The 23,171-nt window shown below is 72.2% G+C and carries 16 protein-coding genes, 3 tRNA genes and 13 pseudogenes; 9 read left to right on the forward strand and 23 right to left on the reverse strand.

What is annotated here, in order from left to right; all coding sequences use genetic code 11:
* Position 1 precedes the first annotated feature (1 nt).
* Positions 2-496 (reverse strand): annotated as a pseudogene (locus WKH84_RS03330) (hypothetical protein); the annotation flags it as partial.
* A gap of 206 nt (positions 497-702) precedes the next feature.
* Between WKH84_RS03330 and rpmB the strand changes: the two are divergent.
* Positions 703-900 carry a 50S ribosomal protein L28 gene (rpmB, locus tag WKH84_RS03335; protein WP_341856760.1) on the forward strand — a complete coding sequence of 66 codons (198 nt, stop codon included), beginning with the start codon at positions 703-705 and terminating at the stop codon, positions 898-900.
* Positions 901-973: 73 nt separating this feature from the next.
* On the opposite strand, the gene WKH84_RS03340 is transcribed toward rpmB, so the two are convergent.
* The 4 genes and pseudogenes from WKH84_RS03340 to WKH84_RS03355 form a co-directional block, all read right to left on the reverse strand.
* The gene (locus tag WKH84_RS03340) at positions 974-1,954 is read right to left on the reverse strand and encodes a phosphotransferase (RefSeq protein WP_341855620.1); all 981 of its coding nucleotides are present in this window, start codon (positions 1,952-1,954) and stop codon (positions 974-976) included.
* A 114-nt stretch (positions 1,955-2,068) separates the two neighbouring features.
* Positions 2,069-3,144 (reverse strand): annotated as a pseudogene (locus tag WKH84_RS03345) (NAD(P)-dependent alcohol dehydrogenase).
* Between the two features lie 81 nt (positions 3,145-3,225).
* A complete protein-coding gene (locus WKH84_RS03350; RefSeq protein ID WP_341855621.1) occupies positions 3,226-3,747 on the reverse strand; it encodes a hypothetical protein in 522 nt (173 codons plus the stop codon).
* Positions 3,748-3,856: 109 nt separating this feature from the next.
* Positions 3,857-4,354, reverse strand: a pseudogene (locus WKH84_RS03355) (AIR synthase related protein); the annotation flags it as partial.
* Here WKH84_RS03355 and WKH84_RS03360 point away from each other — a divergent pair.
* Both WKH84_RS03360 and WKH84_RS03365 read left to right on the forward strand, forming a co-directional pair.
* Positions 4,284-4,502 (forward strand): hypothetical protein, encoded by a 219-nt coding sequence (locus WKH84_RS03360; RefSeq protein ID WP_341855622.1) that lies wholly within the window; start codon positions 4,284-4,286, stop codon positions 4,500-4,502. The pseudogene WKH84_RS03355 and the gene WKH84_RS03360 sit on opposite strands and share 71 nt — an antisense overlap.
* On the forward strand, positions 4,502-4,783 hold the full coding sequence (locus WKH84_RS03365) for a hypothetical protein (RefSeq protein ID WP_341855623.1): 282 nt from the start codon (positions 4,502-4,504) through the stop codon (positions 4,781-4,783). The genes WKH84_RS03360 and WKH84_RS03365 overlap by 1 nt, the downstream gene beginning before the upstream one ends.
* Positions 4,784-4,789: 6 nt before the next feature.
* Here the strand turns inward: WKH84_RS03365 and WKH84_RS03370 are convergent, their stop codons facing one another.
* The 9 genes and pseudogenes from WKH84_RS03370 to leuC form a co-directional block, all read right to left on the reverse strand.
* Complete coding sequence (locus tag WKH84_RS03370) at positions 4,790-5,674, reverse strand: ATP-grasp domain-containing protein (protein WP_341856761.1); 885 nt, start codon at positions 5,672-5,674, stop codon at positions 4,790-4,792.
* Positions 5,560-5,796 (reverse strand): annotated as a pseudogene (locus tag WKH84_RS03375) (hypothetical protein); the annotation flags it as partial. The pseudogene WKH84_RS03375 and the gene WKH84_RS03370, both read right to left, overlap by 115 nt.
* Positions 5,714-5,902 (reverse strand): annotated as a pseudogene (locus WKH84_RS03380) (D-alanine--D-alanine ligase A); the annotation flags it as partial. The pseudogenes WKH84_RS03375 and WKH84_RS03380, both read right to left, overlap by 83 nt.
* A 14-nt stretch (positions 5,903-5,916) precedes the next feature.
* Positions 5,917-6,922 (reverse strand): annotated as a pseudogene (locus WKH84_RS03385) (NAD(P)H-dependent glycerol-3-phosphate dehydrogenase).
* Positions 6,919-7,698: a lysophospholipid acyltransferase family protein gene (locus WKH84_RS03390; protein WP_341855624.1), complete on the reverse strand. Its 780-nt coding sequence runs from the start codon at positions 7,696-7,698 to the stop codon at positions 6,919-6,921. Before WKH84_RS03390 ends, WKH84_RS03385 begins: the two are co-directional and overlap by 4 nt.
* Positions 7,699-7,720: 22 nt before the next feature.
* On the reverse strand, positions 7,721-8,302 hold the full coding sequence (locus tag WKH84_RS03395) for a hypothetical protein (protein WP_341855625.1): 582 nt from the start codon (positions 8,300-8,302) through the stop codon (positions 7,721-7,723).
* Positions 8,299-9,624, reverse strand: a pseudogene (murA, locus tag WKH84_RS03400) (UDP-N-acetylglucosamine 1-carboxyvinyltransferase). The gene WKH84_RS03395 and the pseudogene murA overlap by 4 nt, the downstream one beginning before the upstream one ends.
* Before the next feature lie 118 nt (positions 9,625-9,742).
* Positions 9,743-10,357: a 3-isopropylmalate dehydratase small subunit gene (gene leuD, locus WKH84_RS03405; RefSeq protein WP_341855626.1), complete on the reverse strand. Its 615-nt coding sequence runs from the start codon at positions 10,355-10,357 to the stop codon at positions 9,743-9,745.
* An 11-nt stretch (positions 10,358-10,368) separates the two neighbouring features.
* Entirely contained in the window at positions 10,369-11,781 is a 1,413-nt protein-coding gene (leuC, locus tag WKH84_RS03410; protein ID WP_341855627.1) for a 3-isopropylmalate dehydratase large subunit, read from the reverse strand.
* A gap of 137 nt (positions 11,782-11,918) precedes the next feature.
* Here leuC and WKH84_RS03415 point away from each other — a divergent pair, with 137 nt between their 5' ends.
* Entirely contained in the window at positions 11,919-12,653 is a 735-nt protein-coding gene (locus WKH84_RS03415; protein WP_341855628.1) for an IclR family transcriptional regulator, read from the forward strand.
* An 11-nt stretch (positions 12,654-12,664) separates the two neighbouring features.
* On the opposite strand, the gene WKH84_RS03420 is transcribed toward WKH84_RS03415, so the two are convergent.
* From WKH84_RS03420 to WKH84_RS03450, 7 genes and pseudogenes are all read right to left on the reverse strand, one after another.
* Positions 12,665-12,841: a hypothetical protein gene (locus tag WKH84_RS03420; RefSeq protein WP_341855629.1), complete on the reverse strand. Its 177-nt coding sequence runs from the start codon at positions 12,839-12,841 to the stop codon at positions 12,665-12,667.
* A gap of 5 nt (positions 12,842-12,846) precedes the next feature.
* A complete protein-coding gene (locus WKH84_RS03425) occupies positions 12,847-13,482 on the reverse strand; it encodes a universal stress protein (RefSeq protein ID WP_341855630.1) in 636 nt (211 codons plus the stop codon).
* A 92-nt stretch (positions 13,483-13,574) separates the two neighbouring features.
* Positions 13,575-13,647, reverse strand: a tRNA-Glu gene (locus WKH84_RS03430).
* A gap of 29 nt (positions 13,648-13,676) precedes the next feature.
* A tRNA-Glu gene (locus WKH84_RS03435) sits at positions 13,677-13,749 on the reverse strand.
* A gap of 33 nt (positions 13,750-13,782) precedes the next feature.
* Positions 13,783-13,854, reverse strand: a tRNA-Gln gene (locus WKH84_RS03440).
* A gap of 189 nt (positions 13,855-14,043) precedes the next feature.
* A pseudogene (gltX, locus tag WKH84_RS03445) lies at positions 14,044-15,564 on the reverse strand (glutamate--tRNA ligase).
* A 32-nt stretch (positions 15,565-15,596) separates the two neighbouring features.
* Positions 15,597-16,376 (reverse strand): fumarylacetoacetate hydrolase family protein, encoded by a 780-nt coding sequence (locus WKH84_RS03450; RefSeq protein ID WP_341855631.1) that lies wholly within the window; start codon positions 16,374-16,376, stop codon positions 15,597-15,599.
* Positions 16,377-16,486: 110 nt separating this feature from the next.
* On the opposite strand from WKH84_RS03450, the pseudogene WKH84_RS03455 reads away from it, so the two are divergent.
* The 3 pseudogenes from WKH84_RS03455 to WKH84_RS03465 all read left to right on the forward strand — a co-directional run bounded on the left by WKH84_RS03455 (position 16,487) and on the right by WKH84_RS03465 (position 19,197).
* Positions 16,487-17,246 (forward strand): annotated as a pseudogene (locus tag WKH84_RS03455) (SDR family NAD(P)-dependent oxidoreductase).
* Positions 17,247-17,287: 41 nt separating this feature from the next.
* A pseudogene (locus WKH84_RS03460) lies at positions 17,288-18,025 on the forward strand (enoyl-CoA hydratase-related protein); the annotation flags it as partial.
* 98 nt (positions 18,026-18,123) lie between these two features.
* Positions 18,124-19,197: pseudogene (locus WKH84_RS03465) on the forward strand (LLM class flavin-dependent oxidoreductase).
* Between the two features lie 82 nt (positions 19,198-19,279).
* Here the strand turns inward: WKH84_RS03465 and WKH84_RS03470 are convergent.
* Positions 19,280-19,750, reverse strand: a pseudogene (locus WKH84_RS03470) (DUF2199 domain-containing protein); the annotation flags it as partial.
* A 901-nt stretch (positions 19,751-20,651) separates the two neighbouring features.
* On the opposite strand from WKH84_RS03470, the gene WKH84_RS03475 reads away from it, so the two are divergent.
* Positions 20,652-21,179, forward strand: a complete 528-nt coding sequence (locus WKH84_RS03475) for a PH domain-containing protein (protein ID WP_341855632.1) — start codon at positions 20,652-20,654, stop codon at positions 21,177-21,179.
* Positions 21,176-22,120: pseudogene (locus WKH84_RS03480) on the forward strand (3-methyladenine DNA glycosylase). The gene WKH84_RS03475 and the pseudogene WKH84_RS03480 overlap by 4 nt, the downstream one beginning before the upstream one ends.
* Positions 22,121-22,181: 61 nt before the next feature.
* Here the strand turns inward: WKH84_RS03480 and WKH84_RS03485 are convergent.
* Positions 22,182-22,946 carry a trypsin-like peptidase domain-containing protein gene (locus WKH84_RS03485; RefSeq protein ID WP_341855633.1) on the reverse strand — a complete coding sequence of 255 codons (765 nt, stop codon included), beginning with the start codon at positions 22,944-22,946 and terminating at the stop codon, positions 22,182-22,184.
* Positions 22,947-23,171 lie beyond the last annotated feature (225 nt).

Genomic DNA, 23,171 nt, shown 5'->3' on the forward strand with positions numbered 1-23,171 from the left:
CCTCGACGGCCTCGAAGTCGGGATGGGTGAGCTGGAGGCCGCCGCGGTAGTCGTCCCGGCCCACCGCGCCGTGCACGCCGATGGTGGCGCCGACGGGGAGGCGCTTCGCGTACCACTCGACGTGGTGTCGCTTGGGAAGGAAGAAGGTCAGCGGCGGCTCGTCCGAGCCGTCGGAGACGGTGGCCTCGACGATGAAGCCGTAGCGGGACCTCATCTGCCGCGAGCGGAACGACTCGACCTGCACGATGGCGCTGACCTCCTGCCCCTCGGAGATCTCACGCAGGGAGCGCAGCGGGGCGGGCTCGACGTAGCGGCGCGGGACGAAGCGGAGCATGGCGTCGAGATCGCGCACGCCGAAGGAGGCCATCGCCTTGGACTCCTTGGAGACCAGCAGCTCCGTCAGCGGCATGGAGCCGCGCGTGGTGCTGGTCTTCCTGGCCATCGTGGCGACCCCTTCCATCCCGGTAGAGTGCTGGTGCGGTGCCCATCGTGCCATTGCCCTGCGACATCGTGAGGGACTCCACAGGACTGTGGACGGGCCATCCTCTTCAGGCGCCGGGGCATCTGGGCTATGATTCCGTGGTTGCCCTGACCGCCGGGGGCTCGCACCTCCGTGCTCACCCAGGTCACCGACCCCGCCGTTCCGGCGCGGGGGCTGGAGCGGGCACCGCGATCAGAACATCGACGTACCAGGAGACGACAGTGGTCGCTTCCACGTGTGACATCTGCGCCAAGAGCCCGCGCTTCGGCAAGGCCGTGTCCCACTCGCACCGCCGCACCTCGCGTCGCTGGAACCCGAACATCCAGTCGGTCCGCACTGTGATCAACGGCACCAGCAAGCGCGTGAACGTGTGCACCTCCTGCCTCAAGGCAGGCAAGGTCAGCACGCTCGGTGCCTGAGCGAGACCGCAAGGACTCAATTCCACGAGAGCCCCCACCCGACCGGGTGGGGGCTCTCGTGCGTCCGGCCCGCTCAGCGCACGACGTCGGCGACCTGGGCGAGCAGGGCGGCGCGGCGCTCCTCCTCGCCAGTGCGGTGCAGGTGCGCGGCGGTGAAGAAGACCTCGTGGACGAGGTGCGCGCGGCGGCGCTCGAGGACGGGGCCGACGGGCTCGGACGGCTCCCCCGAGCGGCGTGAGCGCTCGGCGAGGTAGTGGGCGGTCTGGTCCCGCAGCAGATCGTCGTCCAGGGCGGCGTACCAGGGCTCAGCGGTGATCGGGCCGCCGATGAAGGCGAGGTCCCGGGCGGGATCGCCCCGCTGCGCCCATTCCCAGTCGACGAAACGCACCGTGCCGTCGTCGTCCACGAGCAGGTTCGCGGCCGCGGGGTCGCCGTGGAGGAGGACGGGGGTGACGGCCCGGAAGGCCGTGCCCGTGCGCTCCTGATGGCGGCGCACCGCGGGCCAGAGGTCGGCGAGGACCTGCGCCGCCTCTGGTTCGTTCTCGCGCCACCAGGCGTGGGCGAGATCCGCGGCGCCGACGGGGTCGGGGCGGCCGGGTTCGGGCAGTCCGGCCTGGTCGCCGGCGTGGTGGAGATGGGCCAGGCTCGTCGCGAGGGGCGCGCAGCAGGTAACGGTCCGCCCAGTCCGCGGCGGGCGGCACGCGGCCGGGGACGCGGGTGGTGACCGTCCAGGCTTGCGGGTCCTCTGTCGTGGGCTGGTGGACGGCGACGGGTGCGGCAGCGAGTCCGGTGGGAACCCGGCCGAGTATCTCGTGCTCCGCCTCGAGGGACTGCGGCGACTCGTCGAGGGGCTTGTGCGGGATGCGGACGACGAGCTCCCGCTCCCCGCGGCGCAGCAGGTGGGCGGTGAAGGACTCGCCGCGGCCGAGGTGCCGGGCGGTGATCTCGCCCGATGCGCCGGCCCACCATTCGGGGTGGTCGTGGGCGAGGGTGCGGAGGGAGGCGGCGGAGGGGGCCATGGTGGATCCTTCGGAGACGTCGAGCGCGAGCGCACCCACCGTCACTCTCAGATGTTTATCGCTGTATTGAGCGATACCGCTCATTGGTGTTGTGCCTCGGGAGGGGCGACGGTCCGTCGCGGGGACGGGACGGACCGCCGCCCTGACCGTCACTCCGCCGCGGCGCCCGCGAAGGTGGCGGTATCGATGACGGCACGGAAGCGGACGTCGCCGGCGACCACGCGCTCGTAGGTCGCGTCGGCCTCGTCCACCGAGATCGTCTCGATCTTCGCGCCGATGCCGTGCTCGGCGCAGAAGTCGAGCATCTCCTGGGTCTCGGCGATGCCGCCGATGTTGGAGCCGGCGAGCACCTTGCCGCCGCCGATCAGGGAGCCGAAGCTCAGCGCCTGCTTCTCCGGCGGGAGGCCGACGACGGCCATGACGCCGCGCGGGGCGAGCAGGCGCAGGTAGCGGTCCACGGGGATGTCGGCGCTGATCGTGTTGAGGATCAGGTCGAACTCGCCGCGGTGAGCGCTGAAGAAGTCCTCGTCGGAGGTGGCGAGCACGCGCTTCGCGCCGAGAGCGAGGGCGTCCTCCTCCTTGCGCGGCGTGCGGGTGAGGACGGTGACCTCGGCGCCCATGGCGGCGGCGATCTGCACGCCCATGTGGCCGAGCCCGCCCAGGCCCAGCACGGCGACGCGCTTGGCGCGGCCGGAGACCTGCTCACCGGCGCCCCAGCGGCGCGCGGGGAGTAGGTGGTGATGCCGGCGCACAGCAGCGGTGCGGCCTGGTCGAAGGGGATCTCGTCCGGGATCCTCAGCACGAAGCGCTCGTTGACGACGACCTTCTCGGCGTAGCCGCCCTGGGTGATGGTGCCGTCGACGTCCTCCGCGTTGTAGGTGCCGACGTTGCCGTTCAGGCAGTTCTGCTCCTGGTCGGCGAGGCACTCCTCGCACGTCCCGCAGGAGTTCACCAGGCGACCGACGCCCACGCGGTCGCCGACCTTCCAGTCGGTGACGTCGGCGCCGACGGCGGAGACGGTGCCCGCGATCTCGTGGCCGACGGTGAGCGGGAAGTGCGCCTCGCCCCACTCGTTGCGGATGGTGTGGATGTCGCTGTGGCAGATGCCGGCGGCCTCGATGTCGATGACCACGTCGTCCGGACGGGGGTCGCGACGCTCGATCGTGGTGACGCGGAACGGCTGGTCCGGGCCGGTCTTCTGCAGGGCCTTGACGGTGATCGGCATGGTGGTGGTGCTCCTCCGTGGCATGCGGGTCGGGCGCGGTCGCGCCGCCGACCAGCCTAATCCCGGCGGGGCCCGGCGTGCTCAGGCGAAGTGGTCGAAGCCCTCGCCGGGGATCGGGGTGCCGTCGAGGGTCACGGCCGGGCCGTCCCCCGCCTCGTGGAGCCGGCCGATGGAGCGGAAGCCGGTCGGCACCTCGCCCGGGGCGAAGGCGGCGAGCATCGCGTGCTCCTCGGCGCCGTGGAGGACCCAGGCCCAGGGGTCCTCGCCGAGATCGTCGGCGAGGGCGGCGAGGGCCTCGGCATCCGGGGCGAGGGCGGCGCGGTCGAGGTCGATCCGCACCTGCGAGGCGGCGGCGAGGCGGCCGCCGTCGCGGACCAGCCCGTCGGAGAGATCCATCATGGCGTGCGCGGTGCGGCCGGCACCCCAGCCGAGGGACAGGTCGACCTCGGGGGCGTCGTGGTGGCGGACGAGATCGGCGGCGTCGGGGGTGGTGATGTCCTCCAGCGAGATCGAGCCGGCGGCGTCGACGTGGATCTTCCCGCCGAGGACCAGGGCTAGACCGGCGGCGGAGCGGCCCAGGCGCTCCGTGCCGATCGCGAGCACGTCGCCGGGGCGGGCGCCGGAGCGCGAGCACGGGCGCGTCGCCGGGCGCCATCGCGCCCATCGCGGTGACGGCGAGGGTGAGGCGGTCGGCGCGGCCCAGGTCGCCGCCGACGATCACCGCGCCGTCGGCCGCAGCGCGCTCCGCGAGACCGGCGCTGAGCTCCTCGAAGACGGTCGGGTCCGTCCCGGCCGGGGCCGAGAGCGCGACGACGAGGGCGAGCGGACGGGCGCCCATCGCGGCGACGTCGGCGAGGTTCTGCACCGCGGCCTTCCGGCCGATCCAACGCGGGAGCGTCGCGCCCGGCAGGAAGTCGTGCCCCTCGACCAGCGCATCGGTGGTGACCACGAGACGGTCCGAGGGCAGGCGCACCACCGCGGCGTCATCGCCCGGACCGACCTCGACCTGCTCGCCCGTGGGGAGCCGCGGGAGCACGGAGGCGAGGATCGAGGCCTCGGAGAGGCCGGGGCGGGCTGCGCGGTCATCGCACCAGTCTGCCCGATCCCCGGCTCCCCGATCCCACCGGTACCCTCGGTACGTGCTTCCTCGACGTGCCGCCGTCCTCTCCCTCACCGGGTCGCTCGCGCTCGGCCTCGCCGCCTGCGGCACCGTGCAGGTGCCCGCCGGGGAGGCCGCCGCGGACCCGGTGTGCGCCGACATCGTGCTCGCCGCCCCGCCGCAGGTGCTCGGCATGGACCGGGTGGAGACCTCGAGCCAGGGCACCGCCGCCTGGGGCGCGGGGAGGACACGGTGGTGATGCGGCGCGGCGTGACCCCGCCCGGCCCGACCACCGACCAGTGCACCACGCTCGCCGACGAGAACGAGATCGAGGTCGACTGGGTCGTCAAGGAGATCGAGGGCGACACCTTCCTGTACACGACCTACGGCCGCGAACCGGCGATCGACGTGTCCGTGCCGCGCTCGGCGGCACCGGACCAGCCCTCCGCCGCCGCGCTCGACCTCACCCAGGTGATCACCCGGAACATCGAGGCGACCGCCCGCTGCATCGGCCCCGGGGACGAGGGCTACGAGGGCTGAGACGGCTCAGCGCTGGCCGAGGCGGCGCGTGGCGGCCTGGTCCACGAGGTCCGCGATCAGCTCGGCGTAGCTCAGCCCCATCGACTCCCACAGCACCGGGAACATCGAGTACGGGGTGAAGCCCGGCATGGTGTTGACCTCGTTGACGATCACGCGGTGATCGGCGGTGACGAACATGTCGACCCGGGCGAGGCCCTCGAGGCCGAGCGCCCCGAAGGCGCGCCGGGCGATCTCGCGGGCCTCCTCGAGCACCCCGTCGGGCAGACCCGCGGGTACGTCGATGCTCACGGTGCCCTTCCCGAAGTACTTCGCCTCGTAGTCGTAGAAGTCGAGGTCGGCGCCGACCTTCACCTCGCCGGGCAGAGTGGTGTGGGGCTCGCCGCCGTCGCGCGCGGCGAGCACGCCGCACTCGATCTCGCGGGCGACGACCCCCTCCTCGATGAGGACCTTGGGGTCCTCGCGGAAGGCGGCCTTCATCGCGTGCTCGAGCTGCGAGACCTCCTCGACGCGGCTGACGCCGAGGCTGGAGCCGGCACGGGCCGGCTTGACGAACCAGGGCCGCGGGTGGTGTCCGCTCGAGGTGGGCGAGGACGCGACCCGCGCCGTCGGCCCAGCGGTCCTCGTGCACGACGATGCCGGGGGCGCACTCGATGCCGGCCGCGCGCGGCGACCTTCGTCGCGGCCTTGTCCATCGCGGTGGCCGAGGCGAGGACGCCGGAGCCGACGTAGGGGATGTCGAGCATCTCGAGCATGCCCTGGACGGTGCCGTCCTCGCCGTAGGGACCGTGCAGCAGCGGCCAGACGACGTCGACCTCGGCGAGCGGCTCGACGCGTCCCTCGCGCACGACGCGGCGCGGTCCGCTCTCCCGCGCGGTGGCGGGAGGAGGGCAGCGAGCACCTCGTCGCCATCGGCGGCGACCTCGGGGCGCGGCCGTCGACCATCGTCCAGTCCGAGGGGTCGTCGGAGACGTGGACCCAGCCGCCCTCGGGGGTGATGCCGATCGCGAGGACATCGAAGCGGGTGCGGTCGATCGCGGCGAGGATGCCGCCGGCGGTGATGCACGAGATGCCGTGCTCGCCGGCGCGGCCGCCGAACAGGAGGGCGACGGTGGTGCTCATGGGGTCGAGGGTAGTCACTCCGGGCGGACCGAGCGTGACAGCAGGGCCGTGGTGACCTCGTCGATCCTCGCGCCGTGGTCAACGACCGCGACCACCGAGCGGGTGATCGGCATGTCGACGCCGTGGCGTGCGGCGATGTCGGCGACGGCTCGGGCGGTGGCGACGCCCTCGGCGGTCTGGCCCACCTCCGCCGCGGCCGCGGCGACGTCGAGCCCGCGGCCGAGCGCGAGGCCGAGGCGGTGGTTGCGGCTGAGCGGCGAGGAGCAGGTCGCGACGAGGTCGCCCATGCCGGCGAGGCCCGGGAAGGTCTCGCGGCGCCCCCGAGCGCGACGCCCAGACGGGTGATCTCCGCCAGTCCGCGCGTGATCAGGGAGGCGGTGGTGTTGTGGCCGTGGCCGAGCCCCGTCGCGGCGCCGACGGCGATCGCGATGACGTTCTTCACGGCCCCGGCGACCTCGACCCCGACCACGTCGGTCGAGGTGTAGGCGCGCAGGTAGGGCGCGGAGCACCAGGAGGCGAAGGTCTCGGCGAGCGCCTCGTCCCGGGCGGCGACGACGCTCGCGCAGGGGCGGCGCTCGGCGATCTCGCCGGAGAGGTTCGGGCCGGAGAGCACGCCCACGAGGGAGGGGTCCGCTCCCCGGCCCGGGCGAGGATCTCGCTGATCCGGGCGTCGGTGCCGCGCTCGATGCCCTTGGTGAGGGAGAGCACCGGGACGGCGGGCAGGGCGGGCCAGGGCGCGAGGGTCGCGCGCATCGACTGGGCGGGGATCGCGACGACGATGCCGTCGGCGTCCTCGAGCGCGGCGGCGACATCGGCGGTGGCGCGGAGGCTCGCGGGGAGCTCGCGGTCGCCGAGATAGGCGCTGTTGCGGTGTTGCGTCCCGATCTCGCGGGCGACCTCCTCGCGACGCGCCCAGAGGGTCACCTCGGCGCCGCCGTCGGCGAGGACCTGCGCGAAGGTGGTCCCCCAGCTTCCGGCGCCGAGGACCGTGAGACGCGGGGCCCTGCGCGGCGCGCTCATCGTCGCGGCTCCGTCGGCGCGCGGAAGCCGGGATCGGTGCGGCCGATCTCGGGGCGATGGGCGTCCGTGCGCGGGTCATGGAGGCGATCGGGCGGGGTGAGGCCCCGCGGCTCGCCGAGAAGGGCCGCGATGCGGGCCATGAGGTCCTCGGTGACGCGCAGGGCGGCCTCGTGCTCCGTCTCGCCGTCGCCGGCGGCGGCGGTGAAGGGCTCGCCGACGCGCATGCGCACGCGTCGGCCCCGGCCGGGGCGCGGGAGCGGAGAGCCGACGGGCCACAGCCCGCGACCGCCCCAGGTCGCGATCGGCGACATCGGCGCACCGGTGGACAGGGCGAGGCGGGCCGCGCCGAGCCGGGCCTGCATCGGCCAGAGCTCCGGATCGCGGGTGTAGGTGCCCTCGGGGAAGACCATCAGCGGCTCGCCCCGGCCCAGCGCCTCCCGGGCGGCGTCCAGGGCGTCCCCGGAGCGGCTCGTGCCGCGCGGCACCGGGATCTGCCGGGCCGAGCGCAGCAGGGCGCCGAGCCCCGGCACGCGGAACAGCGACTCCTTGGCCAGGAAGCGGGGCGCGATCCCGGAGGCCTGCAGGAGGTGCCCGTAGCCGAAGGGGTCGAAGGCGCTGAGATGGTTGCCGCAGGCGATCACGGCGCCGCTGGCCGGGAAGTTCTCGGTGCCCTGCCACTGCGGGCGGGAGAGCGGCGTGACCAGGGGTCGCAGCGGGAGCCGCGCGAGGCCGATCACGAGCCCGGCACGACGGGCGGGTTCGCGGGCGGTGCCCACGTCCCAGCGCGCAGTAGCGACATCAGCGGTTCGAGGACGGGCCGCGGCCCAGGGCGCGGCGGGAGACCTGCGAGGTGAGGGAGGCCGCGCGCCGGTCGCCGGTCAGAGCCCGGCGGCGAAGCGTCGTCGGCGCCCGACGGGCGAGGGTGTTCACGGCCGCGGCGTGCATCAGACGGCGCGGTGCGAAGGCGAGCCGGCCCCGCACGGTCTTGTACTTCACCGCCGTGGTCACCTGCAGCGACTCCCCGCCGGGCAGCAGCGCCACGCCGATGCGGACGGCGAGCTTGTCGTCGTCGTCCACGATGAGGGCCTCCGAGCCCACCACCTCGTCGGCCACGAACTCCTTCTGCGGCGGCGGGACCATGTCGAACAGCCGCACCGCCTCGTCGCGCAGGGCGCGCAGGCCGCGGGAGCCGAGAGGGGTGTTCTCGTGGGCGAAGATCGCCTCGGCCCACACCCGCGGATCCGACTCCTCGACCCCGCCGGTCGGGACGATCACGACGTCGCAGTAGTCCGGGATCGGGATGTCCCGCAGGGCGAGGGAGCCGGCCGCTCCCGCGATCGGGGTGCTCCCGGTCCCGAGCTCCGCGTGCTCCTCGCTCACTCCTCTCCCTCCCAGTACTCGGCCCCGAGGGCGGTGAGCTTGTCGCGGAAGGACTCGTAGCCGCGGTCGATCAGGCCGATGCCGCGGATGGTGGAGACCCCCTCGGCGCCGAGCGCCGCGATGAGGTAGGAGAAGCCGCCGCGCAGGTCCGGGACGGTGATGTCCGCGGCGTGCAGGGCCATCGGGCCCGAGACGACCGCGGAGTGGTTGTAGTTGGAGCGGCCGAAGCGGCAGGAGGAGCCGCCGAGGCACTCGCGGTAGACCTGGATCCGCGCGCCCATGTCGTTCAGCGCGCCGGTGAAGCCCAGGCGGTTCTCGTAGACCGTCTCGTGGAGGATCGAGATGCCGTCGGCCTGGGTGAGGGCGACCACGAGCGGGCGCTGCCAGTCGGTCATGAAGCCGGGGTGCACGTCGGTCTCCAGCGCGATCGCCTTCAGCGGGGTGCCGGGATGGTAGAAGCGGATGCCGTCCTCACGGATCTCCATCCCGCCGCCGACCTTGCGGAAGATGTTCAGGAAGGTGGACATCGGCTTCTGCGCGCGCCGCGCACGAAGACCGAGCCCTTGGTGACCAGCGCCGCGCAGGCCCAGGAGCCCGCCTCGATGCGGTCGGCGATCGCGACGTGCTCGTAGCCGCCGAGCTCGTCGACGCCCTCGATGGTGATGGTGCGGTCGGTCTGCAGGGAGATGATCGCGCCCATCTTCTGCGAGCACCGCGATGAGGTCCTCGATCTCCGGCTCGACCGCGGCGTTGACCAGCTCGGTGACGCCCTGGGCGCGCACCGCGGTGAGCGAGCACCTGCTCGGTCGCGCCGACGCTGGGGTACTCGAGGTGGATCTTCGTGCCCTTCAGGCCGTTCGGCGCGGTGATGTGGATGCCCATCTCGCGCTTGTCGACGTGGGCGCCGAAGGCGCGCGGCGACGTCGAGGTGGTAGTTGATCGGCCGGTCGCCGATGCGGCGACCGCCGAGGTCGGGGATGATCGCCTCGCCCAGACGGTGCAGCAGCGGGCCGCAGAACAGGATCGGGATGCGGGAGTCGCCGGCGTGGGCGTCGATGTCGGCGACGTGGGCCCGCTCGACGTTCGAGGGATCCAGCCGCGACTCGCCGCCGGCGACGTCGTGCTCGATCTTCACGCCGTGGATCGACAGCAGGTTCGAGACGATACGGACGTCGGAGATGTCGGGAACGGAGCGGAGCACGCTCGGCGAGGTGCCCAGCGGCCGCGGCGACCATCGCCTTGGAGACCAGGTTCTTGGCGCCGCGGACGGTGATCTCGCCGTCGAGCGGGCGCCCGCCGCGCACGTGGAATGTGGAGCTCATGGTGTCCTTGCCTGGAGGGACGGACGTCAGCACGCCCATATCTGACCGGCTCACCATACCGGAGCGGCCTGCCCGCCCCGTGGCAGGGGCGGGCAGGCCGCGAAGATGAGGTGGGACCTCAGTGCGTGTCGGCGGTGCGGGCCGGCGGCGTCTTCGGCATCCAGGAGGGGCGCTTCTGCTCGAAGGCGGTGATGTCCTCCTCGTGGCGGAGGGTGAGGCCGATGTCGTCCAGGCCCTCCATCAGACGCCAGCGGGTGTAATCGTCGATCTCGAACCGGAAGGTCGAGTCGCCCGCGCTGACCTGACGGTTCTCGAGGTCCACGGTCACCTCGGTGCCCGGGGTCTCCTCGAGGATCTTCCACAGTCGCTCGATGTCGTCCTGGGCGAGGATCCCGGCGACCAGGCCCTGCTTGCCGGAGTTGCCGCGGAAGATCTCCGCGAAGCGGGTCGAGAGCACCGCCTTGAAGCCGTAGTCGCGCAGAGCCCACACGGCATGCTCGCGGGAGGAGCCGGTGCCGAAGTCGGGGCCGGCCACGAGCACGGAACCCTTGGCGTAGGCGGGCTTGTTCAGCACGAACTCGGGATCGTTCGTGCGCCAGGCGTGGAACAGGCCGTCGTCGAAGCCGGTCTTGGTGACGCGCTTGAGGTAGACGGCGGGGATGATCTGGTCGGTGTCGACATTGCTGCGACGCAGCGGGACGCCGATGCCGGTGTGCGTGGTGAAGGCTTCCATGGCGGGGCTCCTCAGGCGTGGGTCAGCAGGTCGGACGGGGAGGACAGGGTGCCGCGTACGGCGGTGGCGGCGGCGACGACGGGCGAGACGAGGTGGGTGCGCCCGCCCTTGCCCTGCCGGCCCTCGAAGTTGCGGTTGGAGGTGGAGGCGGCCCGCTCGCCCGGGGCGAGCTGGTCGGGGTTCATGCCCAGGCACATCGAGCGACCGGCCTGGCGCCACTCGGCGCCGAAGTCGACGAACACCTTGTCCAGGCCCTCCTGCTCGGCCTGCAGGCGCACGCGGGCGGAGCCCGGGACGACCAGGACGCGCACGTCGGGGTGCTTGGTGCGGCCCTCGAGCACGGAGGCGAAGGCGCGCAGGTCCTCGATGCGGCCGTTGGTGCACGAGCCCATGAAGACAGTGTCGACCTTGATGTCCTTCAGCGCCGTGCCGGGGACGAGGTCCATGTACTCCAGCGCCCGCTCGGCGGCGTAGCGGTCGGTCTCGTCGACGAAGTCCTCGGGGGCGGGGACCGCGGCGGACAGCGGCAGGCCCTGGCCGGGGTTGGTGCCCCAGGTGACGAAGGGCTCGAGCTCGTCGGCGTCGATCTCCACCTCGGCGTCGAAGGTCGCGTCGTCGTCGCTGCGCAGTGACTTCCAGTAGGCGACGGCCTCGTCCCAGTCCTTCCCCTGCGGGGCGTGGGGACGGCCCTTGACGTACTCGAAGGTGGTCTCGTCCGGGGCGATCATGCCGGCTCGGGCGCCTGCCTCGATCGACATGTTGCAGATCGTCATGCGGCCCTCCATGGAGAGCTCGCGAATCGCCTCGCCGCGGTACTCGAGCACGTAGCCCGCGCCGCCGCCGGTGCCGATCTTCGCGATCACGGCGAGGATGATGTCCTTCGCGGTGACGCCGGGCTTCAGGGAGCCGGTGACGTTGATGGCCATGGTCTTGAAGGGGGTCAGCGGCAGGGTCTGAGTGGCCAGCACGTGCTCCACCTCGGAGGTGCCGATGCCGAAGGCCAGCGCGCCGAAGGCGCCGTGGGTGGAGGTGTGAGAGTCGCCGCACACGACGGTGATGCCGGGCATGGTCAGGCCCAGCTGCGGTCCCACGACGTGGACGATGCCCTGGTCCTTGTCGCCGAGGGAGTGGATGCGCACGCCGAACTCCTCGGCGTTGCGGCGCAGGGTGTCGATCTGGGTGCGCGAGGTGATGTCCGCGATCGGCTTGTCGATGTCGATCGTGGGGGTGTTGTGGTCCTCGGTCGCGAGGGTCTGGTCGATGCGGCGGGGCTCGCGCCCCTCCTGGCGCAGGCCGTCGAAGGCCTGCGGGCTCGTGACCTCGTGCAGGAGCTGGAGGTCGATGTAGAGCAGATCCGGCTCGCCGTTCTCACCGCGGCGGACCACGTGATCCGCCCACACCTTCTCCGCGAGGGTCCCCGCCATGTCGATCCTTCCCTGCATCCCTCGTGGGGATGCGTGCTGATGCGCAGTCGCGCCCGGTCTCGGGCGCGCGCTCATCGTGGGCGGGTCCACGATCCGATGCACTTGCGTCTCACTCAATAAGACGGCAATATCGGAGCATGGACAACACCCCGGAGGAGAACGGAAGCGGCGTCGGCGTGCTCGACAAGGCGGCCGTCGTGCTCGGCGCCCTCGAGGCCGGCCCTGCCACGCTCGCCCAGCTCGTGCAGTCGACGGGACTGGCCCGTCCCACCGCGCACCGCCTCGCGGTGGCGCTCGAGTACCACCATCTGGTGGCCCGTGACATGCAGGGCCGCTTCATCCTCGGTCCGCGCCTCGGCGAGCTCGCCGCGGCCGCCGGCGAGGACCGGTCGCTGGCCTCGGCCGGGCCCGTGCTCGCGGCCCTGCGGGACCACACCGGGGAATCCGCGCAGCTGTACCGGCGCCAGGGCGACCACCGCATCTGCGTGGCCGCCGCCGAGCGGCCGATCGGTCTGCGCGACTCGGTCCCGCTCGGGGCGGCGCTGACGATGCGGGCGGGCTCCGCCGCACAGATCCTGCTGGCCTGGGAGGAGCCGGACCGGCTCCACCGGGGTCTGCTCGGGGCGCGCTTCACCGCGACCCAGCTCTCGGCGGTGCGCCGTCGCGGCTGGGCGCAGTCGATCGGTGAGCGCGAGCCGGGCGTCGGCTCCGTCTCCGCGCCCGTGCGCGGGCCGAACGGGCGCGTGGTCGCGGCGCTGAGCATCTCCGGGCCGATCGAGCGGATCACCCGTCAGCCGGGCCGGCTCCACGCCCCGTCGGTGATGAGCTCGGCGAACCATCTCACCGAGTCGCTGCGCCGCGCCGGCGCCTGATCACCCGCGCCTCACTCCCGCTCGATCCACACGGGCGTGTTGGCGTAGCGCGCGACGTTCACGAGCTGGCGCGGCGCGGCGATCTTCCCGGAGCCGCCCTCGACCCGCTCCCCCGCCACGACCATGACGCTCGCGTTCTCGCTGGCCTCGACCAGTCGCTTGGCGTTGTCGGAGGTCGCCACGGCCACGCCCTTCACGAAGACCGAGGGGTGGCTGAGCGCGATCCGCGCGCGGTGGCGGCGAGGATCTCCTGGGCCTGATCGGGCGAGGTGCCCGGCCGCACCACGAGGTGGATGTCCCGTCCGTAGGCCTCCGCGAGGTCGGCGGCGCGGGAGATCACCTCGGTCGAGGTCTCGTGGTGCACGAGGCCGACGGGGCCGTCGCCGTCGATGTTCCCCCGCACCACCACGACAGGGCAGCGGGCGCGGGCGGCGAGGGCGAGGCTCTTGGAGCCGACGATGAGGGTCATCAGCCGGCCCAGTCCTCGCCCGCCGAGGACCAGCAGGTCGGAACCCTGGCTCGCGTGGACCAGGACCGGCACGGAGTTGCCGTCGATCACCTCGGTGGTGATCTCGACCTCGGGGGCGCGCTCCCGGGCGAGCTCGGCGGCCTCGCGCAGCAGGGTGTCGGCCGCGCCGCGGAAGCCGGAGCCCGGCATCCCGGAGATCGGGTCGACGTTGACATCGAGCTCGGTCCACACGAAGGCGTGGACGAGATGGAGCGCGCCGCCGACGGTGGCGGCATGGCTGGCGGCCCAGCGGACCGCCTGATCGGACTCGTCCGCGTCGAAGACGCCGACCGTGATCCTCGGAGCTGCTGTGTGCGTCATGTCACGACGATACTCTGCGGGAACCCTCTCCGTCAGGAGAGACGTCCCGGAATGCAGAAGGAGCCGGCACCAGTGGTGCCGGCTCCTGCTCGTACCCCGTACCGGATTTGAACCGGTGTTACCGCCGTGAGAGGGCGACGTCCTGGGCCGCTAGACGAACGGGGCGGGTGCGAGATCCAGTGGATCTCGCCTCGTACCCCGTACCGGATTTGAACCGGTGTTACCGCCGTGAGAGGGCGACGTCCTAGGCCGCTAGACGAACGGGGCGCGGACCGCACAGCGAATGATCACTGCGAAGCGCTGGGGTACCAGGACTCGAACCTAGAATGACGGTACCAGAAACCGTTGTGTTGCCAATTACACCATACCCCATGGTGAGAAGCACTTTCCGCAGTCCTTCACGTTCCGTTCCCCGGTGGTTCCCGTGGACTTCCCGCGCTGTTCTGCGTGCCGTACCGAGTGAAGACTCTACCGGCTTCTCCCGCGGAGCACAAAGCGAGAGGGGCCTTTCGGGCTGTGAGGCTCGGCACGCTGTCCGGCCGGGCCCCACAGCCCTGGCGCTCAGCCCTCCGCGGCGAGGCGCTCGCGGAAGGAACGCAGGCGCGCGAGGCTCGAGGAGCGGCCAAGCGGCTCCATGGACTCGAACAGGGGCGGGGAGATGCGCCGGCCGGAGATCGCGGAGCGCAGCGGGCCGAAGGCGAGGCGGGGCTTGATGCCCATGTCGTCCACGATCGCGGCACGCGCCGCGGGCTCGAGCGCGGCGAGCGGTGAAGTCCTCCGCCGGGACGGCCTCGACCTCGGCGATGGCGCGGTCCAGCACCGCGACGGGGTCGTCGCCGAGCTTATTCAGGGCGTCGTCCTGGACCACGAGGTCCTCGTCGGCCACGAAGAGGAAGCCCATCAGGTCGCTCGCCTCGCCGAGCAGGTTCATGCGGGTCTGCACCAGCGGCGCCGCGGCGACGACGAGGGCGCGTCGCTCCTCGCTGACCGTCTCACCGAGCACTCCCCCGGACTGCAGGTACGGGATGAGCCGCTCGACGAAGACGTCCTCCGGCAAAGAGACGGATGTGGTCGGCGTTGATGGCGGTGGCCTTCTTGAGGTCCACGCGCGCCGGGTTCGGGTTCACGTCGGAGGCGTCGAAGCGCTCGACGAGTCGCTCGCGGCTGAAGATGTCCTCGTCGGCGCTGAAGCCCCAGCCGAGCAGGGCGAGGTAGTTGACCATGCCCTCAGGGATGAAGCCCTGCTCCCGGTAGAGGAAGAGGTCCGCCTGCGGGTCGCGCTTGGAGAGCTTCTTGTTCCCCTCCCCCATCACGTAGGGGAGGTGGCCGAACTCGGGCACGCGCTCGGCGACGCCGATCTCGATCAGCGCCCGGTAGAGCGCGATCTGGCGCGGGGTGGAGGAGAGGATGTCCTCGCCGCGCAAAGACGTGGGTGATGCGCATGAGTGCGTCGTCCACGGGGTTGACCAGGGTGTAGAGCGGCTGACCGTTCGCGCGCACGACGACGAAGTCGGGCGTGGAGCCGGCCTTGAAGGTGATCTCGCCGCGCACCATGTCGGTGAAGGTGATGTCCTCCTGCGGCATGCGCAGGCGCCAGGTGGGCTCGCGGCCCTCGGCGCGGAAGGCGGCCTTCTGCTCCTCGGTGAGGTCGCGGTCGTGGCCGTCGTAGCCGAGCCGCGGGTCGCGGCCGGCGGCGCGGTGGCGCTCGGCGATCTCCTCCGCGGTCGAGAAGGACTCGTAGATGTGCCCGGACTCCTTCAGCCTGGCGATCACGTCCTGGTAGATCTCGCCGCGCTGGGACTGGCGGTAGGGGCCGTCCGGGCCGCCGACCTCGACGCCCTCGTCCCAGTCGATGCCGAGCCAGCGCATGGCGTCGAGCGACTGGTGGTAGGACTCCTCGCTGTCGCGGGCGGCGTCGGTGTCCTCGATGCGGAAGACGAGCTTGCCGCCGTGGTGGCGGGCGTGGGCCCAGTTGAACAGGGCGGTGCGCACCATGCCGACGTGCGGGATGCCGGTGGGGCTGGGGCAGAAGCGGACGCGGACCTCGTCGGGGGTCGAGGCGGCTGCGGGGGTGGTGGTCACGAAGGGTTCTCCCTGGAGGTTCGGGGGCGGGCTCAGCGGCGCACGAGGGGGTTGGACAGGGTCCCGATCCCCTCGATCTCGACGTCGATCCGGGCGCCGGGCTCGACGGTGCGGACGCCGGCGGGGGTGCCGGTGAGCACGATGTCGCCCGGCAGAAGGGTCACGACGGAGGAGATCTCGGCGATCAGCTCGGGCACGCCGCGCACCATGTCGGCCGTGGAGCCGGACTGGGCGGTCTCGTCGTCGACGCGGGAGGAGATCGCCAGTCCTGCGGCAGGATCGAGATCGGTCTCGATCCAGGGCCCGATCGGGCAGGAGGTGTCGAAGGCCTTGGCGCGGAACCACTGGTCCTCGGCGCGCTGGGAGTCCCGGGCCGTGAGGTCGTTCGCGCAGGTGTATCCCAGCACGTGATCGGCGACCTGCTCCGGGGCGAGGTCCTTGGCCATCCGCTTGATGACCACGGCCAGCTCCGCCTCGAGGCTCACCTCCTGGCTGTAGGAGGGCACGACCACGGGATCGCCGGGGCCGACGACGGCGGTGTTGGGCTTGAGGAAGTACAGGGCCTGGTCGGGCACCTCGTTGCCGAGCTCGGCGGCGTGGGCGGCGTAGTTCCGGCCGACGCACACCACCTTCGAGCGCGGGATGACGGGGGCGAGCGACCGCACGTCCTCGAGCGGGAGGATCTTCCCGGTGGGGCGGATCTCTGTGTACAGGGGATCACCGGTGATGCCGTAGACCATGTCCTGGCCGTCCTTCTCCTGGACGATGCCGAACATGGGGTCTTCGCCGGTGGTGAATCGGGCGATGCGCATGCGCGCCAGTCTAGGCGCTCGCCTCGCCCGGCCCGGAGCGGGAGCGGCGGGATAGGCTCGAGCGCAGACGGACCGATCGCGCGACGGAGCGCGGGGAAGGCGGCAGACCGATGGATGTCGCAGGGAATGTCGCGCTCGTGACCGGGGGCGCCTCGGGCCTGGGGCGCGCGACCGGGGAGGCGCTGGCCGCGGCCGGCGCACAGGTCGTGCTGGTGGATCTGCCGGGCACGGACGGCGCGGCCGTCGCCGAGGGGCTCGGGGGCGGTGCGCGCTTCGCCCCGGCAGACGTCACCGACGAGTCGCAGGTGCGCGAGGCCGTGGAGCTCGCCGCGTCGCTCGGGCCGTCGCGGGTGGTGGTCAGCGCCGGGATCGTGCAGGCGAAGCGCCTGGTGGGTCGCGACGGGCTGATGCTGTTGGCGGGCTTCGAGCAGGTGGTGCGCGTGAACCTGCTGGGCACGGTGACGGTGATGGGCGTCGCGGCCGAGGCGATGCAGTCGGTGCCGCGCCTGGGCGCGGAGCGCGGGGTCGTCGTGAACACGGCGTCGGTGGCGGCCTTCGACGGGCAGATCGGGCAGACGGCCTATGCGGCGTCCAAGGGCGCCGTCGCCTCGCTCACGCGCGCCCGCCGCCCGGGAGCTCGCCGCCTCGAGGATCCGGGTGATGGCGATCGCGCCGGGCACCTTCGAGACGCCGATGATGGCGGGGCTGTCCGAGGAGGTGCGCGACTCCCTCGCGGCGCAGGTCCCGCATCCGAGCCGGCTGGGCCGCCCCGCGGAGTACGCGACGCTGGTGCGGCACATCGTGGAGAACCCGATGCTCAACGGCGAGGTGATCCGTCTCGACGGGGCGATCAGGATGGGCCCGCGATGAGCGGGGAGCTGGTGCTGACCGCACAGCACGAGCATGTCCGGGTGCTGACGCCGCACCGCCCGGGGGCGCTGAACGCAGTCGACGACGAGCTCGCCACCGCGCTCGGCGACGCGGTCGCGGAAGCCGAGGCGGATCCGGCGACGCGGGTGATCGTGCTGACCGGGGCGGGCCGGGCGTTCTGCGCCGGGATGGACCTCAAGGCGTTCGCCCGCGGCGAGAGCGCCCACTCCCGCACCCGACCCGAGCGGGGCTTCGCGGGGATCGTGGGGCATCTGGTCGCCGTGCCCGTGATCGCGGCGGTGAACGGTCCGGCCGTCGGGCTCGGGGCGGAGCTGGTGCTCGCCAGCGACCTGGCGCTGATCGACCCGGCGGCGCATCTGGCGCGCCCGAGGTGCGTCGCGGGCTGATCGCGGTGGCGGGCGGGACGATGCGCCTCCCGCAAGCAGGTGCCGCCCAAGCTCGCGCTCGAGAAGTCGCTGACCGGGGACCGGATCTCGCCGGAGGAGGCCCTGGAGTGGGGGCTGGTCAACTCCGTGAGCGCGCCCGGTGCGGTGCTGGAGGAGGCGCTCGCGCTGGCGGAGCGGATCGCCGCGAACGCGCCGCTCGCGGTGCGGGCCACGAAGGATCTCGTGCACTCGACGGTGCACGAGGACAGCTGGGGGCGGCCGGCCTGGCGGCGGATCCGGGAGGCCCAGCAGCGAGTGTTCTCGAGCGAGGACGTCGCCGAGGGCGCGGCGGCCTTCACCGAGAAGCGGGAGCCGCGATGGGAGGGGCGGTGAGTCCCCTGCACGGCAGGGCGCCGCACCGCGGGCTGGACCCCGCCGCCGCACTCCCCTATGCTTGAATCCTCAAGCATTCAAGCGGGGAGCGCAGTCAGATGAGCATCGATCCTGGATCCATCACCTTCGGCCTGGACACCTTCGGGGACGTCACCGTGGACAGCGCGGGAGATCCCGTCGCGCCGGCGCAGGTGATCCGCGACATCGTCGCCCAGGGCGAGCTCGCCGACCAGGTCGGCATCGACCACTTCTCGATCGGCGAGCACCACCGGCCCGACTACGCGGTCAGCGCGCCGGACATGGTGCTCGCCTCGCTCGCGCGGCGCACCGAACGGATCACGCTGGGGACCGCCGTGATCGTGCTCAGCTCCGACGACCCGCGCGTGTGGTCGAGCGATTCTCCACGCTCGACGCCCTCTCTCAGGGTCGGGCCGAGCTCACCGTGGGCCGCGGCTCCTTCACCGAGTCCTTCCCGCTGTTCGGCTTCGCGATGCAGGACTACGAGACCCTCTTCGAGGAGAAGCTGGACCTGCTCGTGACGGCGCTGTCCGGCGAGCCGATCACCTGGTCCGGCACCACCCGAGCGCCGCTGAAGGAGCAGTCGCTGCACCCCGCGCTCGAGCGGGAGCCGCCCACCTGGGTCGCCGTCGGCGGGAGCCCGAACTCGGTGATCCGCACCGCCCGTCACGGACTGCCGCTGATGCTCGCGATCATCGGCGGGCCCGCGCGCCGCTTCGCGCCCTACGTCGACCTCTTCCACGAGGCGACGACGAAGCTCGGCGGGCGGCGCCGCCCCGTCGGCGTCCACTCCCCGGGCACGTCGCCGTGACCGACGCCGCCGCGCGCGAGCGCTCGCCCCGCACTGGATCCACAACCGCAACGAGATCGGGCGCGAGCGCGGATGGGGCCCGTCGGGGATCGGGGAGTTCCAGGCGGAGGCGGACCACGGCGCACTGTACGTCGGCTCCCCGGAGACCGTCGCGCAGAAGATCGCGCGGACGATCACCTCGCTCGGCATCGACCGCTTCGACCTGAAGTACTCGAACGGTCCGATGCCCCACGAGCGACTGATGGAGTCGATCCGCCTCTACGGCATCGAGGTGATCCCGCGGGTGCGGGAGCCGCTGGCCGAGGCGCAGGCTCCCGAGGGATCGGCCTTCGACGAGGTCTGAGCGCCATTGCCCTTCGTCGCGGCTCACCGGAGCAGGAAGGCACGGATGCGCGCTCGGCCTCCTCCCGGGTGATGCCGCTTAGGAGGTCGCGTCCGAGCGGGCTCTCGTTCGTGGGGTCCGGGCCGATCAGCGGGCGGAGGTCCCCGCGGGAGTGCACGAGGACCGGCGCGGGGCCCGCCGTCTCGTAGCCCGGCAGGGCGCTCGCGAGGCGCCCGGGGTAGACCGTGCGATAGCCGTCGTCCCCGAGGTGATCGAGGATGTCGAGGACGTCGTCCTCGGCCAGGGACACCCATGGCGCGTACTCCATGCGGCGCTCGGGGTCGTCGCGGATCGGCACGTGCATCGACACCCGCACGTACTGCTCGGCCCCCTCGGGGCGCTCGATCCAGCACAGGTCCTCGGTGATCTCGGCGTCACGGAGCTCGTGCGGGGCGAGCCGGAGCACGGGGTCCGGGACCGCGAAGGACAGCACCGGCCAGGGCCGGTCCCTGGTGCCGTCGGTGCCGAGGTGGGTCGCCGCGCAGGCGTGGCAGTCGAAGTCGATGCCGGTCATCGGGGGCTCCTTGGGTGGGGTCGGTCGAGGGGATGCCCGGCACGCTAGGGGTCCTCTCGCTCACCCTTCGACGGCACTGCCCCGGATGTGGACCACGGGGCATTGGGGAGGACCGGCCGATGGAGTCGGCCCGGCCCCACGACACCGACGTGATCCCCCAGGTGCGGAGGTACTCGCGGAGGCTCGGGCCCCGAGCGCTCGACCTCCGACAGGGCGTGATCACTGCACCGGTACTCTCATTCGAGCTACGTCGGACGACGTCGAACGAGGAGCAGATTCCGATGGCGTCACGGGGAACCCTCCTGTACCGAGCTCGTTGGTCGACGCCCATGCAGAACTGCTGGGCACTGTTCCCTCTGCCCCCTCTTTCCCTTCTCCTGATCCTGAGCCCCTTCGGCAGTCGAAGCAGCGACGAGGGCCCTGCTTCCGACGCTTCATGGGTGTTCGACCTCGCGCTGGGACTTCTCCTGTCGTCGCCCCTGGGTCTGGTGCTGATCCTTGTTCTCTGGCTGAACAGCAGGACCGCGATGACCATCTCCACCGCCGGAATAGAACTGCGCAGACCCTTCGGATCTCGACAGAACGCATGGCCGTCGATCTCATGGATCCAGCCGAGCGAGGACTGGTACCTCCGAGGTGCCACCTGCGTCGTGACGACGGAGGGCGAGCGGATCACCCTACGATTCACCGCCAGCCGATACACCGCTTTCCGGAACGAGCCTCTCAGCGAGATCTTCGCCGTCATGGGCGACCACCGGACGATCCCCCTGCCCACTCGCGTGGCGATCGAATTCCACAAGCAAGCATCTGCGAGGGGAATTCTGACAGGGCACTGCGTCGCAGCTGAGTCGGTGCCGCAGGCCGACAGGGTCGCTCCCCGGCGGTGCGGCATCATGGAAACGTGTCGTCGTCCCGCCCCAGCACCCCGGTCGTTCTCTTCCGCGCGCCGGAGCGCCCCTGGTCCCTGATCGTCGCGATCGCACTCGCCGTGCTGGTCCTGTCGCCCCTGGCGATCCTGGTCGCTGTGCTCGGAGCGACCTCGGGCTCCACCGCAGGGATCGTGCTCAACCTCGTCGCCGGACTCTTCATCCTGCTGGTCAGCTGCATGTTCGTGATCGCCATGAGGCGGCGCTTCACCGTGACCACGGCGGGGATCGAGGTCGCCTCGTACCTCGGCACGCGCCGTCTGCCGTGGTCGCAGATCCGGCTGGTCCGTGTGGGCCCCGCGACCTTTCTCGCTCCGCGCGCCACCGAGATCGTCCTCGCGGACGGGTCCACCGTCAGGGCGCCCGCCACCTCGATGAACTTCGCCCTGTGGCGGGGAGAGATGCCGACGGCCCACGGCGCCGGCGGGACGTCGCCGACCCGTCGCACCCTCGCGGCGATCGACGCGCATCGGCGCTATCTGGCCGGGGAGTTCGGGCGGTGACGGTGCTGACGGCCGCGGTGGCCGCCGCCGCTGCGCGCGCGGCGCACGAGGAGCGGGCCGATGCGCTGACCGCCGCGCATCGGGAGCGGAAGCAGCGGGGCGAGAAGCATGCGGTGGAGGACTTCCTGTTCACCTACTACCCCTTCTCCCCCGCCCGGGCGCGGCGCTGGCATCCCGGATGGCGGATGGGATACGAGGCGTCGGCCGATCTGGATGCGGAGGGGCGCCCGGTCATCGCGGATGTGGACGAGGCGGGGCGACGGTCCTGGTACGTCGACGAGGCGGGACCGGAGGGAACCCCCGCGGTGCGGCGAGCGGATGTCGAGCGCTATCTGGCCGAGCGGGCCTCTGCCTTCTCGTTCATGACGCGGTTGCTGCGGGCCTCGACCCTCACGCGGCGCCGGCCGGAGTTCGGGTGCTTCGGCCTGCACGAGTGGGCGATGGTGCACCGGGTTCCCGCGGGCGGACAGCGTCACGAGGACCTGCCGCGCGCCTGACCCCGGCCGAGACCGATGCTGTCGTGGAGCGGGAGAACCTGATCTGCTCGCACCTGGACGCGTTCCGCTTCTTCACCCCGTCGGCCGCGCCGCGCAACTCCATGGAGCCGACCCGTGCGACGCAGGTCGACAACGACAACCCGGCCTGCCTGCACGTGGGGATGGACCTGTACAAGTGGGCCATGAAGCTCACGCCGCTCGCTGCCCTCGGACCTGGTGCTGGACTGCTTCGAGCACGCCCGCGCCACACGAGTGCTGGACATGGAGGCGAGCCCGTACGACGGTCGGCCGCTGGGCTACGGGGTGGTGCCGATCGAGACCCCGCGCGGGAAGGCGGAGTACGTACGGCGCCAGCGGGAGCTGGCCGCCGGGGCCGACGCGCCGCGTGAACGGATCCTCGCCGAGCTCGAGGGGCTCGAGGCGAGCACGCCCGTCGCACGCTGAGACGCCGGAAGGGCCGGCACCCTCGCGGGGTGCCGGCCCTTCTCCGGAGTGGGGGTCGCGCTCAGGCGGCCGCCTCGTCGTAGGCGGCCTGTGCCTCGGCCCCGAAGTACGGGCCGTACATCACGTTCGCCTGGCCGTTGTAGCCGAAGCTGTTCACGGAGTTCTGCGCCCCGTCGCCGAGGAACCAGGGACCGCCGGAGGAGCCGCCGGTCATGTCGCAGGAGATGCCCTGGGAGAGGGTGCCGCCGATGGTGTCGTCGCTCGCGGAGCCGGAGCGGCTCTCGAGGGACTCCCCGTCGAAGGGCGCGGCGGCCGGGTAGCCGTAGGCGTCGTAGTCGGCGCCGCGCTCGCGGTTGAACGCGATCGAGGTGGAGCCGACGGCGTCCTCGAGGGTGCCGTCGCCGCTCTCGGGCTCGACGGTCGCGAAGGCGACGTCGTAGCTGATGTCCTCGCTGGAGACCCACTCGTCGGTGGAGACGAGATCGGTCGCGGCCCAGGTGCCGTAGGGGGCGTCGCCGTGGTCGTAGCCGGGCACGAAGACCCAGTTGGTGGCCCAGGTGCCGGCGTCGTTGACGCAGTGCCCGGCAGTCGAGACGGTCGAGCCGTTCGAGGAGGCGACCGAGTTGCCGGAGCAGACGTAGTCCTGGCCGCCCTGGGTGAAGAAGACCTTGCCGACGGTGTCCTTCTCGCCGGCGGCGGCCTTCTTGTTCATGCCCGGCACCTCGGCGCCGCGGCCCTGGACGGTGGTGGGCTCGCCATTCTCCACGGCGTCGTGGGAGGGCGCGTCCTCGGGGGCGAGGTCGTCGGCCGGGATCGCGGCCTCCATGCGCTCGGAGGTCCAGTAGCCGTGGGCCTCGGTCTGCGCGGTGCCGGAGAGCTCGGTGCGCTCGACGTCGGAGCCGTCCGCGGTGGCGGCGCCGGCGCCGCCGACGGCGAGGCCCGCGACGAGGGCGGCACCCCCAGGAGTCTGGTACAGCGGCTACGAAGGGTGGAGTGCGTCACGGGAGTGCCTTTCGACAGCGGGACAACGGGGGTGGGATGACGACCCCGC

Source organism: Brachybacterium sp. GPGPB12 (genome assembly GCF_038396325.1).
GTDB classification, from domain to species: Bacteria; Actinomycetota; Actinomycetes; order Actinomycetales; family Dermabacteraceae; genus Brachybacterium; species Brachybacterium conglomeratum.

Excerpts from the sequence above, each read along its gene's own strand:
- WKH84_RS03365 (WP_341855623.1), top strand. The coding sequence starts at position 4,502 with ATGCGGCGCGGCGTGACCCCGCCCGGCCCGACCACCGACCAGTGCACC.
- leuD (WP_341855626.1), bottom strand. The coding sequence starts at position 10,357 with ATGGAAGCCTTCACCACGCACACCGGCATCGGCGTCCCGCTGCGTCGC.
- leuC (WP_341855627.1), bottom strand. The coding sequence starts at position 11,781 with ATGGCGGGGACCCTCGCGGAGAAGGTGTGGGCGGATCACGTGGTCCGC.
- WKH84_RS03415 (WP_341855628.1), top strand. The coding sequence starts at position 11,919 with ATGGACAACACCCCGGAGGAGAACGGAAGCGGCGTCGGCGTGCTCGAC.
- WKH84_RS03425 (WP_341855630.1), bottom strand. The coding sequence starts at position 13,482 with ATGACGCACACAGCAGCTCCGAGGATCACGGTCGGCGTCTTCGACGCG.
- WKH84_RS03450 (WP_341855631.1), bottom strand. The coding sequence starts at position 16,376 with ATGCGCATCGCCCGATTCACCACCGGCGAAGACCCCATGTTCGGCATC.
- WKH84_RS03485 (WP_341855633.1), bottom strand. The coding sequence starts at position 22,946 with ATGGAGGCCGCGATCCCGGCCGACGACCTCGCCCCCGAGGACGCGCCC.